The organism is Frankia gtarii, assembly GCF_025403375.1.
In the GTDB taxonomy this organism is placed as follows: Bacteria; Actinomycetota; Actinomycetes; order Frankiales; family Frankiaceae; genus Frankia; species Frankia gtarii.
Genome location: NZ_JAMPTM010000119.1, coordinates 1 through 19,161 on the forward strand (window position 1 = coordinate 1; position 19,161 = coordinate 19,161).

A 19,161-nucleotide genomic window follows, 5' to 3' on the forward strand; every position below is an offset into this window, starting at 1 on the left:
GGCGACAGCCCCTTCCTCGGCGACAGCCCCCTGCTCGGCAGCAGACCCCTGCTCGGCGGTCGCAGCCGCCCGCTCGGTCACCGCCTGCTCGCTCACCACCTGCTCGCTCACCACCGGCCCGGACCGGGGCCCCGGCCACTCATCTCGACCCGCCGCCTTCGCGTCCACCCACACCCCATCCGCCGAACCGCCCGTCCTGCACCGACCGCTCGCGGCCCGTGGCAGCGATCGATCACCTCCTTCCCCGATCCGAGCTGGCCGACCCGTCCGGTTCCGGATCGTCTTCGCCACTCCCCGTCCGCGCCACTCCCCGTCCGCGCCGGTCGCGACCGGCGCAGCCACGCCACCGGCGCCCACCCGTCGGGAAACGATCCCCGACGGGGACAATGACCGGCATGCTTTCCGACGACGACGTGGATGAGATCGTTTTCAAGGCAGCGGGCAACGGCGATCACCGTGGGGCGGCGGCCACCCTGGAGACGCTGGCCGAGCGGCCCGCCGCCCACAGCGAGACGGTCACCCGGGCCTCCCTGCTCGTCGATGCGGGCAGCCAGTACGGGCTCGCCGAGGACTGGAGCGAGGCGACCCGCTGCTATCGCGCCGCCGTGGCCGACGGCGGCGCCTGCCCCATCGACCCCCGCGCCTGGTTGCACGACGGACTGCTGCGCAGCGGGCAGACCGAGCAGGCCGGCTCACTGCGGGCGGAGCTGAAAGCGGCGAAGCTGGGCGATCCGGGCGTCTACGAGGCCGTCGCCGAGAGCCTGGAGGAGGCCGGCCTGCTCGAGGACGCCCACACCTGGTTCACGATGGGCTACCACCGCTGCGAGCGGGCCCCGGTGCCGGACTTCCTGCTCGACCTTCTGCTCGTCGGGCGCCGCCGGGTGCGCATGGCGCTCGGCCATCCCAGCGATGCCCTCGACGAGGTTGCCGAGGACTACATGGAGACGGTCGGCGGCTGACCATGACCGTGACCGGTGCGGGCGCCGCGGTAGCGGGCGGGGAAGACAGCGGCCCCGTCACATCGTTGGAACCTCGCGTGAAGCCGACCCGAAGCGTCCCCCTGTCCGTGCTGGACCTCGTGCCGGTCGGCACCGGAACGACGCCCGCCGATGCGATCCGCGGATCGCTTGACCTCGCCCGGCACGCCGAACAGCTCGGATTCACCCGATACTGGCTGGCGGAGCATCACGGCATGCCCGGCATCGCCAGTTCGGCGACGTCCATTCTCATCGGCCAGGTCGCCGCGGCCACCAGCACGATCCGGGTGGGTTCCGGTGGCGTGATGCTGCCCAACCACGCGCCGCTGGCCGTCGCCGAGCAGTTCGGCACCCTCGGTGCCCTGTTCCCCGGCCGAATCGACCTCGGGATCGGCCGAGCCCCCGGTACGGATCCCGCCACCGCCCGGGCGTTGCGACGCACCGCCGGGCTGCTCGCCGTCGACGATTTTCCCGAGCAGCTCTCCGAGCTGACCACCTTCCTCTCCGGCGGCGAGTTCGGCGCCGACCACGCGATGCGCGGCGTCCACGCGTTCCCGCAGGCTCAGGTACCGCCGATCTGGCTGCTGGGATCCAGCGGCTACAGCGCCCAGGTGGCCGGGATGCTGGGCCTGCCGTTCGCCTTCGCGCACCACTTCAGCCCGGCCAACACGGTGCCGGCGCTCGAGCTGTACCGCCGCTCGTTTCGCCCCTCGCCCGGCCGGGAGCGTCCGTACGCGATCGTGGCCGCTGCCGTGGTCTGCGCCGAGGACGACGAGCGCGCCGAATGGCTCGCCGCCCCCGTCCGGCTGGCCATGCTGCGGATCCGCGGCGGCCGTCCCGACGTCTTCCCCTCTCCCGAGCAGGCCGCCGTGCACTCCTGGACCCCGCAGGAACGGGCCGCGGCCGAGAACGCGACGGCGTCGCACATCGTCGGCTCCCCCTCGACCGTCCGCGCCGGGCTCGATGCCCTGCTCGACGTGACCGACGCCGACGAGATCATGATCACCACGAATGCCCACCGGCCGGCGGACCGGATCCGCTCCTACGAGCTGGTCGCCGAGATCAGCGGCCTGGCGCCGGCCCGCCCGGCCGCGCCGGCGGCCACCCCGGTGGGAGCGGCCCGCTCGCGCTGACCCCGCTGACGGTGGCGCAGCCGACGGTGGCGCAGCCGACGCCCCCCGACCGGGCCACTGCGGGGTCGCCCGGTCGGGGGATAGGTCGATCGGCCGCCGGATGGGCGCGTCGCGGCACGAACCCTCGCGGCGGCCGGTGGCCGGGGTGGTCCGATCGGACCGCACGCAGCGGCCGGCCGGAGTAGCCCGATCAGGCGGCGCGGCGGCTCCTGGGTGCTGCGCCCGGCAGCGCGGCCAGCGACCCGGACCGCAGCACCCGTTCGGTGATCCGCGCAACCAGGCCGCGGGGCAGCAGCCGGGAGGCGTTGGAGGTCAGGAAGTTCAACCGGCCGTCGATGACGTAGGCCTGGCCCCGGTCGAGGGCGCGGAAGGCCGCCGCCACCACCTCATCGGTGGTCCGCAACCGACCGCCGGCGGACATCTGCGAGCCCAACGCCTCGAAGAAGTTCGTGTCGGTCGGCCCCGGGCACAGGGCGAGCACACGCACCCCGCGAGGCCGGCATTCGGCCCACAGACCGATGGAGAACGACAGGACGAAGGCCTTGGAGGCTCCGTAGACCGCCATGTAGGGGACGGCCTGGAAGCCCGAGGTCGACGACACGTTGATGATGGTGCCGGAGCCCCTGGCGACCATCGCCGGCAGGAACAGGTGCGCGACCCGCTCCACCGCAACGACGTTCAGCATCACCTCGCGATGGTCCTGGTCGGCGGGCAGCTCGTGGTAGGGCCCACGAGTTCCGAAGCCGGCGTTGTTGACGAGGATGTCGATCTCCAGGCCGGTTTCGGCGACCGCCTTGGCGAGCTGGTCGGGGCCGCTTTCCTCGGCGAGGTCGATGGGCACGGCGTGCACGTCAACCCCGTAGCGGGTGCCGAGTCGCTCCGCGACCTCCTGCAGCTTGGACTCCTCGGGCGCCACCAGGACGAGCGTGGCGCCCCGGGCCGCATACGCCTGTGCGAAGGCCGCGCCGATACCTGACGACGCCCCTGTGACCAGGGCGGTGCTCATCTGAAGATCCGCTTGCGCGGTCATGGTCCTCCCTGCTCTGCCGGGCGCGTGACCATGCTTGAGTCCAGCGCACGGCAAGCGACGATGTCAGGAAACGACATCATCGGACATCTCGGGATGGACCGGACAGTTACTACCATCACCGACGTACCTGTAGGTGCGGGCCCGTCAGTGGGGGGATGCCCTGCGGCGCAGGTCTTTCACGTCCGATCGAGCAGGTGACGCTCCCGGACCGCGTCCACCGACAGAGTGCGGTAACCCACGTCGTCGAACAGCACCGTGATGCGATCGCCATCCTCCTTGACGACCTGCCCCCGACCCCAGGAGACGTGACGCACCGCGGCGCCGGCCGGGAACGGCGCCTCGCCGTCGGTGGTCTCGGGCCGCCGCTGGGCCGGCAGGCCCGCCAGGCAATTGTCGCAGCGCCCGCACGGCCCGTCCGTCGTCTCCCCGAAGTAGGCCAGCAGGAACGCGCGCCGGCAGTCGCGGGTCTCGGCGTAGCCGCGCATCATCTCGACGCGGGAACGTTCGACCTCGACCCGCGCCTCGGCCACCGCGAGCGCACGGCGCGCCGCCTCCTCCGGGTCCGGGGCGTCCGCTCGCGCGACGATGTGCCCGTCGTCGTGGACCGCCACCACCCCCGCGCTGGCGAGCAGGTCCACCAGCCGGGTCAGCGCCGTGTCACGCAACCCGGCCGCCTTGGCCAGCTCCCGCGCCGTCACCGGCCCCTCGGCGTGCCCCAGCAGCACCGCGACGCGTCGTAAGGCCGTGTCGTCGACCCGGCCGGAGGCGAAGAAGCGCCGCAGACCGAGATCCTCCGGCCGGTAGAACAGGCAGGCCACCGCGGGCTCCCCGTCCCGCCCGGAGCGGCCGATCTCCTGGTAGTAGGAGTCGAGGGAGTCCGCCACCTCGGCGTGGATGACGGTGCGGACGTTGGGCTTGTCGATGCCCATGCCGAACGCGGTCGTGGCGACCACCACGTCGCACCGGTCTGCCCGGAAGTCCGCCTCGATCTCGCGCCGGCGCGCGGCCCGCAGGCCGGCGTGGTACGGATGCACTGTCAGCCCCAGGCCGGCGAGCTCGTCGGCCAGCTCCTCCGTGGCCCGCCGGGTGGCCGCGTAGACCAGCGCCGGCTTGGCCTCCCCTGCGATGCGTTCGATCAGGGTCGCCCGCTTGGCCTCCTCGTCGGTGAACGACACCACGGACAGGAAGATCTCGGGCCGATCGAACCCCCGCACGACCTCGACCGGGTCCCGCAGCCGAAGCCGCTGCCGGATCTCCCGGCGCACCGGTGGGGCCGCGGTGGCCGTCAGCGCCACGACCGTCGGATGCCCGAGGTCCTCGACGACCTGCCCCAGCTGGGCGTAGTCGGGCCGGAAGTCGTGCCCCCAGGACGCGATGCAATGGGCCTCGTCGACGACGAACAGGGACGGTCGCGCCTCGCGCAGCGCCGCGCGTACGTCGTCGCGGGCAAGCTGCTCCGGGGCCAGGAAGAGGAACTCCGTGCGCCCCTGCCGGATCGCGTCGAAAGCGGCGTGGCGGGCCGCCCGCCCCGCATCCGAATTCGCCGCGGCGGCCGGCGGGTCGTCGCCGAGCAGGCCCGACAGCCGCTCGGTCAGCCCGCGGACCTGGTCGCGCTGCAAGGCGATCAACGGCGAGACCACGATGGTCGGGCCGGCCAGCACCAGCGCCGGGATCTGGTAGACCGCCGACTTGCCACGGCCGGTCGGCAGCACGCACACCGTGTCCCGGCCTTCGACGACGGCCCGCATGGCGTCCAGCTGGCCGTCCCGCAGCTCCGGGAAGCCGAACCCCTCCAGGGCGACCAGCCGGATCAGGTCGCCCAGCTCGTCGTCGGCCCTGGCCCCCGGCGCGACTGCCGCGCTCTCCCCCCCTTCCCTCGGTGGCGGGGTCACCCCTGTTTCACCGGGAGGATCCGGCTCCTCGTCACCGGGAGGATCCGGCTCCTCGTCACCGGGAGGATCCGGCTCCTGGGCCGGCGCCCGGCGCCGACCCGACTCGGCCGGCGTCCGCACCTTCGCCTCGATGGTCCCGACGCCGGGCACGGGTCGGCGCCGGCCCCGGACCCAGGCGGTCAGCAGCTTCGTTGTCTGATCACGGAGGTTCATGGTGCCGCTGGGCGTACCCACTCACCACCGACCCCCACCCTCGAACGACCACGAAGGGGACAACCTTCACCGGCCGGCACCCACCAGTCCGACACCAACCGGCAAACCATGCCGCCCGCGGCAGATCCGCTCGCACGAGCGGATCTGCCGCTCCGGCCGAATCACGCGACACGTTCGACGCCGAAAAGTATTCGATCGACTACAGTTTCGCTCCTACCGGATGGTCGCCGCAGGAGGAATATATCAATGCGTAATCGGAGGTTCCGACATTTGCCGGTTCCCCTCATTGCTCTGCTCGCCGCGGTCGCCGTCGCGGTCCCGCTCGTCGGGCATGGCAAAAGCCACGTCCCCGCCGGCGGGGACGGCATCGCCGCGGCGGCCGAGGCAGCAGGCGGCCCGGTGGTCGGCGGCGAGGCGGCAGGCGGTCCGGTTGGACGGTCCGGCCGCGCCGCGCCGCCGCGCCGGGCGCTGGCCGCCGGGACCCGGTCCGTCCCGGCCACCCCGGCGGGCAAACTGCGCTTCGGGCTGGGCCCCGGGCTCGACAGTGCCCACAGCTCCCCGTTGGCGCCCGACCTGGACTTCCTCAGCACCTGGTACAACGGGCCGAACGATCTGAGCTTCCTGCGCAACTGGAAGGCCGATCTGATTCCCGAGGTCTACCGCTCGGGGCATGGCATCCACCTCGTCGTCTGGCTTGACGGCACCGGCGGGGTCGGCACCGTCCAGACCGCGCACGGCCCGGCCTGCGGCCGCGAGTACCCGCTGTCGAGCGACTTCCTCGACAACGCGCGGGAACTCGCGTCGATCTTCGCCGGCCCCGCCGACGGTCCCGCGCTCTACGTCACGCTGTTCACCGAGTTTCAGACGTATCCGTGCCACCCGAATGCGTGGGCCGCCACGCCGGACACCACCAACTACTACCTCACGCTGCAGGACCAGTACCTGGCGGCGTTGAACATCTTCCACTCCGGCGCGCCGAACGCACGGGTGTCGCTTGGCTGGGGCGGCTGGCAGAGCCGCTGGGACGATCCGGTTGCCGGCGGCGGCCGCTCGCTGATCACCCATTTCGCGGACGTGCTACGCGCCTCGGACTTCGAGAGCTTCCAGGCGATGGGCACCGACTCGAACGCCGCGGACGTGCGGGACATGACGAGGGCGCTCGGCCAGTACGGCCCGGTCATGCTGGCCCACTACAAGTCCGAGTCGCAGACGACGTGGGAGTCGGACCTCCATGCGCTGCTGTCCGGGGACGCGCCGAGCCAGCTCAGCCGGGACGGCCTGTTCGCGTTCAGTTTCATGGACGCGGCCAACATCGCCTCACCGGCGGCGCTGAGCCTGGCCCGGGGCGCGATCCAGAGCCACGGGGTTCACTCGACGCTCTGAGCGCGCTGAGGCCCGTCGGCGGGCCTGCCGTCGGCGGGCCTGCCATCGGCGGGCCTGCCATCGGCGGGCCCGATGCGCCGGGACGGCGAGGAGGCGGCGGTCAGCGACCGCAGGGCCCGGCGGTCGGTCTTGAGCACGCTGGTGAGCGGCAGCGACTCGACGATGTGCACCTCCCGGGGGTAGCGCAGGGGCCCGAGTCGGGCCCGGCCCCAGTGCACCAGTTCCTCCGGGGAGACCGTGCCGCCGGCGACGAGCTGCACGTAGGCGATCACCTCCTCGCCGTGGCGGTGGTCGGCCCGGCCGACGACCCCGCACGCGGCGACGTCGGGATGGCCGAGCAGGCCGTCCTCGACATCGCGCGGGTAGATGTTGACCCCGCCGCGGATGATCAGATCCTTGATCCGGTCGACGATGTACAGGTAGCCGTCGACGTCGCGGCGTCCCACGTCACCGGTGTGCAGCCAGCCGCCGCGCAGCGCCTCGGCGGTGGCCTGCGGCGCCTGCCAGTACCCCGTCATCACCATCGGGCCGCGCAGGCAGATCTCCCCGTCCTGCCCGGGGCCGGCCGGCGAGCCGTCGGGCAGCTCGACACGCACCTCGACCCCGATCGCGGGAAGACCCACGCTGCCCAGCCGCGCCGCGCCCGGCGGCGTGGTGGTGACGCCGCCGGCGCTCTCCGTGCAGCCGTACCCCTCGACCAGCTCGATGCCGGGCAGGCGTCGCTGCCACTCGAGCGCGATCTCCCTCGGCAGCGGCGCGCCGCCGCTGGTGACGCGGCGCAGCGACGACGTGTCGGCCAGGTGCAACGGCTCCGCGAGCAGCTGACCGATCATGGACGGCACCAGCGCGCTGACCGCGACCCGGTGTTCGGCCACCAGGTCCAGCCACCCGCGGGGATTGAACCAGCGCATCAGGACCGCGGGGCCCGGCTTGCGCATGTGCAGCGTCATCACGCTGATCGTCAGGCCGTAGATGTGCGACAGCGGCAGCGGCAGCAGGCCGACAAGCTCCTCGTTCGCGTTCCCCGACGCGGCCGCGAAGCCACCGGCGGACAGCGCGTCGTGGGAGAGCACGACCCCCCGCGCCTGCCCGGTGGTGCCGCCGGTGTACAGCAACGCGGCCATGGCAGCCGGATCGGTCGGCTCGAGGGGACCTTCGTCGGCCGCCGTGAGGTCGGCGAAGCTCAGTACCGGCGGCGACCCGACCGGGCGACCGGGCCGGGCCGCCGGGTCGGAACCGGCCGGGTCGGAACCGGCCGGGTCGGAACCGGCCGGGTCGGAACCGGCCGGGTCGGAACCGGCCGGGTCGGCCACGACGATCAGCACCCGCACCTGCGGGCAGTCGCTCGCCACCGCGCGAACCTTGGCCAGGAAGTCCGGGGTCGTGAGGACGAACCGGGCGCCGCTGTCGACGAGCACGTGACGCAGCTCGGCTTCGTCGAGCAGAAACAGCGTCGGCGTCACCACCCCGCCGGCCCGCCACACCCCGTGGTAGGCGATGCCGACCTCCGGGCAGTTCGCCATGTGGACGACCACCCGGTCGCCGGCGACGAGCCCCGCGTCACGCAGGCCGGCGCTGAATCGACAGGACCGGGCGAACCGGGCCGCAGCGGACTCGACCCGCCCCTCGAAGATCATCTCCTCGGTGCCACCCGTGCGTTCCACGGCGAGCTCAGCGAGCCCGCCCAGACTGATCCCGGTCGGCCGGTAGCCGGCTGCGCTCGCCATCTGCACGTCGCCTTCCGCCTGCGCGTCGGCGAGCCGGCGGATCCGACCTGCTCGCGCATGGGAAGCATCTCACCTCACCACGTAATCAGGAGTCCGCTCGCCACACCCGCGAGTCAACCCAGGGAATACATAAAGGCACGGATGGCAAGACATGCGACAGAACGCACACCTCAGGTAACCGTGGCGGCGCGTGGTCCCTCACGGTTCGTCGGACCGACCCGCCGGGCAGAACGCCGGCCAGGCAGTCCACGATGGGGACCGGCTCGGCCGGTGGATCGCCCACCCGTGCCGGAGTCGTCGGTCCCCCGGACGGAGGTGCAGATGGGCTCGCCCCTCGAAGAACCCACGGCGTGGCGGAACTGGGCGGGCAACGAGACCGCGCAGGCGATCCGCCTCGCCCGACCCCGCACCGCCGAGGAGACGTCGGCGGTGGTGATCGCCGCCGTGCGGGACGGCCGGCGGGTCCGGGCCGTCGGCGCCGGCCACGCGATGAACGCGATCGGCCGGCCGGACGACGGCGGCGTGCAGGTCGCGCTGGACCGCTGCGCCGATCTGGTCGCGCTCGACGGGGGCAGCGGGCTGGTGACGGTGCGCGGCGGGATGACCCTGCGCCGGCTGAACCGGCTGCTCGCCGAGGCCGGGCTCGCCCTGACCAACCAGGGTCACGGCGAGCAGGCCACGATCGCCGGGGCGATCGCCACCGGAACCCACGGCACGGGCGCCCGCTACGGCGGGCTGTCCACGCAGGTGCGGGCGCTGGAAGTGGTGCTCGCCGACGGCAAGGTGGTCACCTGCTCGCGGGGCGAGCGCCCCGAGCTGTTCGCCGCCGCCCGCCTCGGCCTCGGCGCCCTCGGCGTCGTGACCTCGGTGACGCTGCAGGCCGTCCCCCTGTTCGCCCTGCACGTGCGGGAGAGCCGGCTGCCGCTGGAAGAGGTGCTCGACGGCTACGACGCGCTCGTCGAGCAGGCCGACCACATCCGTTTCACCTGGTTCCCGCACACCACGACCGCGCTGGTCCGCCGGGATGACCGTCACCCGCTCGACGACGGGCTCGACCTCCCGTCCCGGCGGCGCCACCGGCCCGATGGCGGGCCGGTGACCGGCGGCGTCTTCGGGGCGCTGATGGTGGCCGCCCGGCGCCTGCCGGCCGCGGACCGGCCCGCCGCCCGGCTCGCCGCCCACGTCGGCGGCCGGGTGGGTGCTGCGCTGACGGGCGGTCAGCCGGCCGGCGATCTCTCCTACCGGATGTTCGCCGCGGGCGCCCCGGCGATCCGGTACAAGGAGGTCGAGTACGCCGTCCCCCGGGCCGAGCTGGCCGCCGCCATGGGCGAGCTCGCCGCCGCCGTGACCCGATCCCGGGTGCGCACCGCTTTTCCCGTCGAGGTGCGCTGCGCGGCCGCCGACGAGATCCCGCTGTCCCCCGCCTTCGGCCGCGACACCGCCTACATCGCCGTGCGCACCGACCGGCGCGGCGCGCACGGGGACTACTTCGGCCTCGCCGAGCAGATCATGCTGGCGGCCGGCGGGCGGCCCCACTGGGGCACCCTGCACACGCTGGCCGCGGCGCAGCTACGCGAGCGCTACCCCCGCTTCGACGACTTCCTGGCCATCCGCGACACCGTCGACCCGGCCGGCGTGTTCGCCAACGCCCACCTCGACCGCGTCCTCGGCCGCCCCGCGTCCACTTCGCACCTCAACACCACCGAATGATGTGGTGAGAGCGCCGTAGAGGTCGGGGGATCGGGCGGCGGCGACGATGGCGGCGAGGGTGGCCGACAGGTGCGGGGCCTGCTGGGAGCCGCGGCGAACGACGCCGAAGATCGGCCGAATCGGCGGGACGCCGGCGATCGGTCGCAGGGCGACCTGTGGGGTGCTGGACAGTTTCGCCAGCCGCGGGATGAAGCCGACCCCGCAACCCGCGGCGATCAGGCCGAGGACCGCACTGTAGTCGTCGGCCCGGTGGCGCACCCGGGGAACGAACCCGGCCGCGGCGCACGCCGCCTGGGTGACCTCGTGGCAGGGGGTGCCGGGGCGGCTGGAGATGAAGTCCTCCCCGCCGAGCACCTCCAGCGGCACGGCCGCGGCGGTGGCGTAGGGATGGCCGGCGGGCAACGCGACGTCGAGCGGGTCGTCGAGCAGCGGGATCTGTAGCAGCCGCTCGTCGAGGGGCCCGGCACTCGGGTGGGTGATGCAGACCGCGAGATCCAGGTCGCCGGCCAGCAGCAGGTCGAAGCACTCTGGCTCGGCCACGTCGGACACTGACATCCGCAGCCGCGGCCGGCTTTCCCGCAACGCCGCCAGCGCCGGCACGACGATGCCGGAGATCGCCGTGGTGAAGGCCGCCACGGCCACCGAGCCGACCCGGCCCTCGTCGAAGGCGGCGAGGTCCGCCTCGGCCCGCTCCAGCTGGGCGAACAGAACGTCGGCGTGTCCGAGCAGCACCCGGGCGGCCGGGGTGAGCCGGACCCGGCGGCCGGCCGGGTCGAGCAGTCGCACGCCGGTCTCCTTCGCCAGCGCGGCGAGCTGCTGGCTGACCGCCGACGGCGTCAGGTGCAGCGCCGCGGCCGTGGCCACGACCGTTCCCCGGCTGTCGAGCTCCCGCAGGATGCGCAGGCGGCGAACATCAATCATGTAGGAAATCTTAGCTATAGCATGCGGAAAAATTAGCTGGACTGCAAGAGTGCCTGCCACGATCCTGGGGATCATGATGTACGCGATCGTGACGGTCGGGGCCGTCCTTCTGGGCCTCGCCGGCTGGCTGTGGGGACCCGACACCCGCGACGGGCTGGACTGGGCCCGCCGCAACGCCGGGATCAGACCGGGCAGCGGCTTCGGACCGGGCAGCGGCTTCGGACCGCGAGGCGGGAACGGCCGAGGGGGCGGCTCCGGCCCGGGGGGCTCAGGCGGAGTCGGCCCGGATCGCGGTTCCGTGAGCCGGGCCCGCCGCCGCACCGCCCCGGGTCGGAGCGGGCTCGTCCTCCCTGTCGGCGACGTCCTCGCCGAGGTACGCCTGGCGAACCCGGTCGTCGGCGAGCAGGCCGGCGGCCGTGTCCGCGAGGACGACGCGGCCGGTCTCCAGCACGTACCCGCGCCCGGCAATCCGCAGCGCCGAGGCCGCGTTCTGCTCGACGAGCAGCACCGCGACCCCCTCCCGGTTGATCTCGGCGATCACCTGGAAGATGGTCTGGACGACCATCGGGGCCAGCCCCATCGACGGCTCGTCGAGCAGGATCAGCCGCGGCCGGCTCATCAGCGCCCGGCCGATCGCGAGCATCTGCTGCTCGCCACCTGACAGCGTGCCGCCCGCCTGGCCGATCCGCTCCGCCAGCCGCGGGAACAGCGCGACGACCCGCTCCAGGTCCGCCCGCGCATGCCGGCGATCATGGTAGGCACCCATCAGCAGGTTCTCGCGGACGCTCATGCTGGGGAAGACCCGCCGACCCTCGGGCACGTGGCTGACGCCGGCGCCGACGAGGCCGTGCGCGGGGATGGACGACAGCGGCCGCCCGTCGAGGCGCACCTCGCCGGAACGGGGCCGCAGCAGGCCGGAGATCGTCCGCAGGGTCGTCGTCTTGCCGGCGCCGTTGGCGCCGAGCAGGGTGACGATCTCACCCTCGGCGATCTCCAGGCTGACCCCACGCAGAGCGGTCACCGCACCGTAGGCAACCTCGACGTCGCTCAGTGTCAACAGCATCAGCGCACGTCCTTCCGCGTGGCGGCGCCGGGCCCGGCCTGGACGTCGGCTCCGCCAGCATCGCCACCAGTGTCGTCGGCGACGCCGAGGTACGCCTCGATGACCGCCGGATCACGCTGGACCTCCCCCGGCGTGCCGTGGGCGATCACCCGGCCGAAGTTGAGCACGACCACCGAGGTCGCCACGGACATCACCAATCGCATGTCGTGCTCGATGAGCAGCACGGACACCCCGGTGCCGGCGATGCGGGTGATCAGCCCGGCGAGGTCCCGCTTCTCCGCCGGGTTCGTGCCGGCGGCCGGCTCGTCGAGCAGCAGGAGACTGGGCCCGGTGCCCAGGGCTCGGGCGATCTCCAGCCGGCGCTGCTCGCCGTACGGCAGCGAGGCGGCCAGCTCATGCGTGCGGTGGGACAGTCCGACCAGGTCGAGCAGGCTCAGCGCCTGGCGCACCCCGTCACGCTCGGCGCGCCGGGCATGCGGCAGGCCCAGGATCGCGCCGACCGGCCCGTACCGCTGCCGCACCTCAGTGCCGATCTGCACGTTCTCCAGGGCCGACAGCGCGGGGAACAGCCGGATGTTCTGGAAGGTGCGGGCCACCCCGAGACGGGTGATCGCGTGCGGGCGGCGGCCGACGAGCTCGGTCGGGCGGTCCTGCTCCGGCCAGAAGGTGACCGAGCCCTGCTGCGGCCGGTACGCGCCGGTCAGGCAGTTGAACAACGACGTCTTGCCGGCCCCGTTCGGGCCGATCACCGCGAGGATCTCCCCCCGGCGCTGGCGCAGCGAGACACCGTCGAGGCTGGTCACCCCGCCGAAGCGCAGCGCCAGGTCGCGGGCCTCGACGACCAGCTCGCCGGGCGCGGTCTCGTCGGCACGCGGGCGACGGGCGACGGGCACCCCCGAGCGGTGGGCACCGGCCCGGCTCACTGCTGCCCTCCTGTCGGCGCGACGCCGAGGGAGTCGGCGGCGCCGATGCCCTCCTCCGCGAGCTGGATCTCGCGGCGGCGGCGGCGCGACGGCACGAGCCCCTGCGGGCGAAAGATCATCATGATCACGATGACGGCCCCGAAGTAGATGTAGCGGTCCGCGGGCGGCACCTTGTCCCGCAGGTAGAAGGCAAGTCCCTGCAGGACGACGGCGCCGACCACGACACCGAGCCGGGATCCCATCCCGCCGAAGATGACCACCGCGACGACGAAGAACGAGGCCTGCAGACTGAAGCTCTGCGGGTTGAAGAACTGCTTGGAGGCGAACAGCACGCCGGCGAAGCCCGACACCGACGCGCCGATCGCGAAGGCGAGCAGCTTCATCCGCAGCGTTGCCACCCCGGTCGCCTCGGCGGCGATCTCGTCCTCGCGGATGGCGGCCCAGGACCGGCCGATCCGGGACCGTTCCAGCCGGCCGAAGGCGATCATCACCCCGACGATGATGACAATCAGCAGGTAGTAGTACGGCAGCGGGTCGATTCCCCACTTGTAGTCGATGCCGAGCAGGTCGATCGACAGGTGCGGCACGCCGAAGGCGCCGCGGGCGCCGTTGGTGACGTTGTCGGCGTTGTTCGCCACCAGGTGGATGATCTCGCCGAAGCCGAGGGTGACGATTGCCAGGTAGTCCCCGCGCAGCCGCAGCGTCGGCGCGCCGAGAATGACCCCGGCGAGCGCGGCGAGAACGAGCGCGATCGGGAAGACGAAGAACGGGTTGAGCGTAAACGGCGCGTGCCACGGCATGGCGGTCTGCGAGGAGAAGTAGGCCGTCGCGTAGGCGCCGATGGCGAAGAACGCGATGTAGCCGAGGTCGAGCAGGCCGGCGTAGCCGACGACGACGTTGAGGCCGAGCGCGAGCAGCGCGTAGATGCCGATGTCGTTGACCATCGACTGCTGGGCGGCGGTCGAGACGACCATGGGCGCGACGATCGCGATGGCGAGCAGCACCAGGTTCAGCACGATCGGAGCGCCGCGGCGACCGTAGGCCGCGCCGATCGGCGCACGTACCGGGGCGCTCACCCGCTCGAGGGCGCCACGCAGCTCGGCGCCGAGCACCAGCACCACCCACAGCGCGACGGCGAGTCCCAGGTAGAGCACGATCCGGACGTCGATGATCGAGTCCTTCGCGGCCTGCAGCGGCTTGTCGGAGTTACCCGTCGGGCCGGTGACGATCGCGGCGAGCACGCCGACCAGCAGGAGCACCCCGAGCTGGCGCAGCCGGGCCCGGGTGAACAGCACCGCCGGGTGCCACGCGGGCCTCGCCGGGCCACCGTCCGGACCGGAGGAGCCGGTGGGATCGGAGGAGCCGGTGGGATCGGAGGAGCCGGTGGGATCGGACGGACCGGCGGAGCGGGCGGGGCTCTCGGTGACGCGCAGCGGCACGGTGGCGGCGCCACCGCCAGGGCCGGACGCGGCGGGCTGGTCGGACGCGGCGGGCGGGCCGGGCGGAGGCACGCTCATGCCGCCCGCCCCAGCCGCTCGCCGAGCAGGCCGGACGGTCTGATCATCAGGATCGCCACCAGGACGAGGAAGGCGATGACGTCCTTGTAGGACGCCTGGAACAGGTAGCCACCATAGCTCTCGACCAGGCCGAGCAGCAGGCCGCCGAGCATCGCGCCACGCACGTTTCCGATGCCGCCGAGAACCGCGGCGGTGAACGCCTTCACTCCGGGGACGAATCCCATGCTGTAGGAGGCGTTGAACGTCATCGCGTAGAGGAAGCCGCCGGCGCCGGCGAGCAGGCCACCGATGACGAACGTGACGATGATGATCCGCTCGACGTTCACGCCCATCAGGACGGCGGTGTCGGCGTCCTGGGCGACGGCCCGGATGCCCTGGCCGAGGCGGGTGCCGGCGACGAGGCGGTCCAGGCCGATGAGCATCGCGACGGCGACGGCGAAGATGACCAGCGACTGGGTGGAGACGTCGGCGCCGAAGAACGAGAAGACCGTGCCGTTGTGAAACAGGTCGGGCAGGCTGACGTTCTGCCGGCCGAACTCCTTGCCGGCCAGGTTGACGGCGAACAGCGACGCCCCGATCGCGCTGATCAGATAGGCCAGCCGGGGCGCGGAGCGCCGCCGCAGCGGACGGTAGGCCACGCGTTCGAGGGTGAACGCGGCGAGCCCGCCGCAGATCGCGCCGGCCCCGAGGCCGACGGCCACCAGCCCCACGGAGGCGAGCCCCCCGGGCACCGACCCGTCGTCGGGCAGCAGGCCGCGGGCGGCGAACAGGCCGCCGAAGGATCCCAGCATGAACACCTCGCTGTGGGCGAAGTTGATGAGCTGGAGAACCCCGTACACGAGCGTGTACCCGAGTGCTATGACCGCGTACAGCGAGCCGACCATCAGTCCGTCGATGGTCAGCTGCCAGAACTGGTCGAGGAAACCCATACGTGTGCCTCGTTCGTCGCGTGGCTCGTTCGCCTGGCAGAAGTTCGTTTGGATGGCGGATGCCCGTTTCGGGGACGGATACCCGTTCCGGTGACGGATCATCTTTCCTGTGAAGGAAAGACTGTTTTGCCGCGCGGATGTTCACCCGACGCGGCGAGGCGGTGGCCGGATGTGCACTCACCCGGCCACCGCCCGCACCGACATCAGGACTTGATCAGATCCGCGGTGTTCCCGAGAACGGCGATCGCGCCGTTCTTGACCTGGTAGACGAACACGTTGGAACCCTTGACCTCGCCGTTGGACTCGAAGGCGACCGTCTTCGTGATGCCCTGGAAGTTCACGCTGCCGAAGGCGCCCGCGACCGACTCCCGGCTGACGTCCGTGCCGAGCTTCTTGAACACGTCCGCGAGCGCGAGCGTGGCGTCGTACGCCTCACCGGAGTAGGTACCCGGCTTCGCGTCCTTGTTGACCTTCTTGAAGGAGGCGACGAACGAGGCGGCCTTCGGGTCGGTGTTCGCGTCACCGCAGGGGCAGGTGAGGTAGGTGCCCTCGGCCGCGGCGGCGCCGGCCTGCGCGACGTACTGCGGGTCGAGCGAGCCGTCCCCACTGGCGATCTTGCCGGTGAAGCCCTTGTCCTTGAGCGCCTTGGACAGCAGGGCGAGCTCGGCGTAGTAGCCGGAGTAGTACAGGACGTCCGGCGCCGCGGCGATGATCTTCGTGGCCTCGGAGGTGTAGTCCTTGGTCGGGTTGATCCCGTCGTGGGTGACGTCGACGCCCTTGGCCTTGAGTTCGGGCTCCAGGGCGCCGGACAGGCCGGTGCCGTACTCGCTCTTGTCGTCCAGCGAGTAGACCTTCTTCGCCTGCAGGACGGTGGCCACGTAGTCGGCGGCGGCCTTGCCCTGCACGGTGTCCGGCGCAATGACCCGGTAGAAGGTCTTGAAGCCCAGCGTGGTCAGCGCCGGGTTGGTCGCGGACGGACTCACCGACAGCAGGCCGGCCTGAGTGTAGGCGGGCTCGCTGGCCTTGGTGGCGCCGGAGAACATCGGGCCGACGACCGCGACGACCTTGGAGTCGTCGATCAACTTCTGCGCGGCCGTGGGCCCCTGGTCCGGGGAGCCGCCGTCGTCGGACTCGACGAGCTTGAGCTGGAACGGCGAGCTCGTGTCCGCGTTCACCTCCGCGATCGCGGTCCGTACGCCATAAAGGGCGTTCAGTCCGAGCTGCTGATTGTCGCCCGAGAGAACACCCTGGAATCCGATGGTGATCGTTTTCTTTCCGTCTGCGGAAGAACCACCGTCGCTGTCGCTCCCACAGGCCGCGGCGGTCAACGTCACGGCCGTGGCGAGGGCTATCGCTCCCAGGAGCGGGCGCCTACGCATGCATTTCCTCCTCCGGTCCGCCGATCGCGAGCCCGATGCCACGACCGACCCAGCTACGAGCTACCCCCGGCGCCACCGACGTCGGGCCGGCGCGCCACCGCATAGAGGATGACGCGCCCCCCCACGCCAGTCCCGACCGCCCCCCGGAAAACGCACCCGGACCGGCGGATGATCGGCCGACCGCCACGCGCTCTCCGCCGAGATGGCGGAAACCTAGTCCCCAGAGCGGATCGGCCGAAAGTACTCATATCAGGTCGTTACCTGGATGACACAGAAGTGGCGTCCAGGAGGGCCTGGTGTTAACAGAACTTGACAGTCGCCGTCCAGCCGCAACGTCGCAAGCGCCGGACCGAAACCGGTCGAGCCCAGGTCACCGCGGTGCCGCCCAGGTCGCCGGGCTGGTGCCCAGCGGCGCGGGTGGCGAGACCCATCGCGGGGCAACCCCGGCGACGGTCGCCGCGGGTCGGATATACGACAGCTCGCCGAACTCGCTGTTCAGGCAGGCGCGGTAGGCCGCAACATCATCCGCCGTCGGGTCGGGTCGGGCGAGGGTGTCGTGGTGGCCGAGGTCCTGCAGCCACCGCCCGGTCCGAGCCAGGGAGACCCGCACGTGCCAGCTCCCGCCCTCACTCGCCCGCCGGGCGAGCGCGTCGAGCACCCCGAACGCGGCGAGATAGCCGGTGCCGTGGTCGAGCGCCTGCGCGGGCAGCGGCTGCGGGCTCGACGCGCCAGCCGCCTCGGCCGTGGCGACGGCGATCCCCGAGGCGGTCTGGACCAGGCTGTCGAAGCCACGCAGCCCGCTCCACGGCCCGTGGCGCCCGTAGGCGCTGATGCTGGCGTAGACGATGCCCGGTCGCATCCGGGCGACGGCGTCCGGGCCGAACCCGAGCCGGTCCAGCGCCCTCGGCCGGTAGGCCTGCAGGACCACGTCCGCGGACGCGATCAACTCTCGCAGCCGGCGGGCGTCGGCGGCGACCCGCAGGTTGAGGAACGCGTTGCGCTTACCGAACCCCGTGTCGACCAGCAGGCTGTGCACCTCCGGCAGGTGGGCGGCGCCGACCCGCAGCACGTCCGCGCCGTAGGCGGCGAGCGTGCGCCCGGCGATGGGACCGGCGATGACCCGGGTCAGATCCAGCACCCGCAGGCCGGCGGCCGGGGTCTCCGTCGGCGCGAACCGCGCCGGTGGGGCGTCGCCGAGCCGGCTCACCTCGATCAGCGGCAGGTCGGCCAGCGCCCCGGCCTGCCGGTGCTCGGCCCACTGCGGCTCCGACCGCGCCATGCTGGCGCACAGCCCCATGGCCTGCAGCTCCAACTCCAGTGGGGCGGCGTCCACGCGCAGGATCACCCGCTCGACGGCGGCCCGGTCGTTCGGCGCCCCGAGCAGGTCCAGCACCCCGTTGCGGTGGTGCGGGAAGTTGCAGTGAAGCTGGATCCAGCGGCCGTCGGCCGTGGGGTAGTAGCCCGAGATCGGGTCCCACGGGCCCGGCGGTGCCTTCCCGTCGATGAGCAGGTGGCGCTCGCTACGGAAGGCGGCGCCAGCGTGGCGGGTGTCGACGGTGATGTCCGGTTGGCCACCGCCGGCGCGGGCGGCCAACAGTCTCCCGGCTCCGACCGCCGCGGCCGCCACCGAGGCGGTCGCGACCGTCGTCACCCGGTAAAGGCTGGGTAGGACGTCGGCCGGGCCGGTGACGGTCAACCGGTCCGCAATGTCAGGCTCCCCCACCAGCGACGCAACCTCATCGACGATCTTCGCGACCTGCGCCATGTCCCCATCCGTGTCACCCGTGCGCACACTCCGCGCCGGCTCTGGCGGCGCGCCCCCGGCCAGCAGCTGGGGCGTGACCAGCCCCGCACGTCGGGAGCCGGCTACGAGCACGAAACGATCACTCAAATCGCAGAGTGCGTAGAATGTTACTTTGCGCATCAGAGAGGTTGCGGGCCTCGGACTCGCCTTCGGGAGGTTCGGCGCCCATTCTGAACACGTGCGGCGTACTTTCGCCATGACGCGGTGCCGCCGTACCGCCCGATCGGGTGGTCATCGGCAGCCGGGGAGGCGCCCGTGGGTGCGAAGCCCTCGCTGTACGAGGTGCTGGGCGTGCCGCCCGATGCCACCGCGGACCAGATCCGCCATGCCTACCGGGCTGCGGCGCGGCGCACCCATCCCGACGCCGGCGGCTCCGCACCGGCCTTCGCCCGGGTCAACGTCGCCTACCGGGTTCTCGGCGACCCCGGCCTGCGCCGCCGCTACGACCTGCGGCTCGCCGACCCGGGCCGGCCACGTACCGCCGGACCGAGCCATCCCCCGACCGGGTCGCATCATCCCCAGGCTGGGCCGTATCCCCCTGGCGGGCCACACTCCCCCGG

Annotated in this window: 14 protein-coding genes and 1 pseudogene; 5 read left to right on the top strand and 10 right to left on the bottom strand. The window is 72.4% G+C overall.

The features are described from left to right. The first annotated feature begins 395 nt into the window (after positions 1 to 395). Positions 396 to 959, top strand: coding sequence for a hypothetical protein (locus tag NBZ83_RS17680; protein WP_261569702.1), 564 nt, complete (start codon positions 396 to 398; stop codon positions 957 to 959). Between the two features lie 77 nt (positions 960 to 1,036). After that, positions 1,037 to 2,110: an LLM class flavin-dependent oxidoreductase gene (locus NBZ83_RS17685; protein ID WP_261569704.1), complete on the top strand. Its 1,074-nt coding sequence runs from the start codon at positions 1,037 to 1,039 to the stop codon at positions 2,108 to 2,110. A gap of 190 nt (positions 2,111 to 2,300) precedes the next feature. On the opposite strand, the gene NBZ83_RS17690 is transcribed toward NBZ83_RS17685, so the two are convergent. Both NBZ83_RS17690 and NBZ83_RS17695 read right to left on the bottom strand, forming a co-directional pair. Then, positions 2,301 to 3,116: an SDR family NAD(P)-dependent oxidoreductase gene (locus tag NBZ83_RS17690; protein WP_261575415.1), complete on the bottom strand. Its 816-nt coding sequence runs from the start codon at positions 3,114 to 3,116 to the stop codon at positions 2,301 to 2,303. Positions 3,117 to 3,316: 200 nt separating this feature from the next. After that, positions 3,317 to 5,245, bottom strand: a complete 1,929-nt coding sequence (locus NBZ83_RS17695) for a RecQ family ATP-dependent DNA helicase (RefSeq protein WP_261575416.1) — start codon at positions 5,243 to 5,245, stop codon at positions 3,317 to 3,319. A gap of 270 nt (positions 5,246 to 5,515) precedes the next feature. On the opposite strand from NBZ83_RS17695, the gene NBZ83_RS17700 reads away from it, so the two are divergent. Beyond that, positions 5,516 to 6,628 carry a hypothetical protein gene (locus NBZ83_RS17700; RefSeq protein WP_261569709.1) on the top strand — a complete coding sequence of 371 codons (1,113 nt, stop codon included), beginning with the start codon at positions 5,516 to 5,518 and terminating at the stop codon, positions 6,626 to 6,628. Here NBZ83_RS17700 and NBZ83_RS17705 read toward each other — a convergent pair. Next, complete coding sequence (locus NBZ83_RS17705) at positions 6,613 to 8,355, bottom strand: class I adenylate-forming enzyme family protein (RefSeq protein WP_261575417.1); 1,743 nt, start codon at positions 8,353 to 8,355, stop codon at positions 6,613 to 6,615. The genes NBZ83_RS17700 and NBZ83_RS17705 overlap by 16 nt on opposite strands. Positions 8,356 to 8,676: 321 nt before the next feature. Here NBZ83_RS17705 and NBZ83_RS17710 point away from each other — a divergent pair. Next, a pseudogene (locus NBZ83_RS17710) lies at positions 8,677 to 9,966 on the top strand (D-arabinono-1,4-lactone oxidase); the annotation flags it as partial. Here NBZ83_RS17710 and NBZ83_RS17715 read toward each other — a convergent pair. From NBZ83_RS17715 to NBZ83_RS17745, 7 genes are all read right to left on the bottom strand, one after another. After that, positions 9,925 to 10,986, bottom strand: coding sequence for a LysR family transcriptional regulator (locus NBZ83_RS17715; RefSeq protein ID WP_498041061.1), 1,062 nt, complete (start codon positions 10,984 to 10,986; stop codon positions 9,925 to 9,927). The pseudogene NBZ83_RS17710 and the gene NBZ83_RS17715 overlap by 42 nt on opposite strands. A gap of 268 nt (positions 10,987 to 11,254) precedes the next feature. Further along, positions 11,255 to 12,049 carry an ABC transporter ATP-binding protein gene (locus NBZ83_RS17720; protein WP_261575419.1) on the bottom strand — a complete coding sequence of 265 codons (795 nt, stop codon included), beginning with the start codon at positions 12,047 to 12,049 and terminating at the stop codon, positions 11,255 to 11,257. Further along, complete coding sequence (locus tag NBZ83_RS17725) at positions 12,049 to 12,942, bottom strand: ABC transporter ATP-binding protein (protein WP_261569722.1); 894 nt, start codon at positions 12,940 to 12,942, stop codon at positions 12,049 to 12,051. Before NBZ83_RS17725 ends, NBZ83_RS17720 begins: the two co-directional genes overlap by 1 nt. Positions 12,943 to 12,968: 26 nt before the next feature. Continuing rightward, entirely contained in the window at positions 12,969 to 14,489 is a 1,521-nt protein-coding gene (locus tag NBZ83_RS17730; protein WP_261575420.1) for a branched-chain amino acid ABC transporter permease, read from the bottom strand. Continuing rightward, the gene (locus NBZ83_RS17735; protein ID WP_261569716.1) at positions 14,486 to 15,418 is read right to left on the bottom strand and encodes a branched-chain amino acid ABC transporter permease; all 933 of its coding nucleotides are present in this window, start codon (positions 15,416 to 15,418) and stop codon (positions 14,486 to 14,488) included. The genes NBZ83_RS17730 and NBZ83_RS17735 overlap by 4 nt, the downstream gene beginning before the upstream one ends. 203 nt (positions 15,419 to 15,621) lie before the next feature. Further along, a complete protein-coding gene (locus NBZ83_RS17740; RefSeq protein ID WP_261569717.1) occupies positions 15,622 to 16,797 on the bottom strand; it encodes a branched-chain amino acid ABC transporter substrate-binding protein in 1,176 nt (391 codons plus the stop codon). 370 nt (positions 16,798 to 17,167) lie between these two features. Further along, positions 17,168 to 18,562: a CoA transferase gene (locus NBZ83_RS17745; RefSeq protein ID WP_261575421.1), complete on the bottom strand. Its 1,395-nt coding sequence runs from the start codon at positions 18,560 to 18,562 to the stop codon at positions 17,168 to 17,170. A 294-nt stretch (positions 18,563 to 18,856) separates the two neighbouring features. On the opposite strand from NBZ83_RS17745, the gene NBZ83_RS17750 reads away from it, so the two are divergent. Further along, on the top strand, positions 18,857 to 19,161 hold a 305-nt coding region (locus NBZ83_RS17750), incomplete at its 3' end, for a J domain-containing protein (protein ID WP_261575422.1).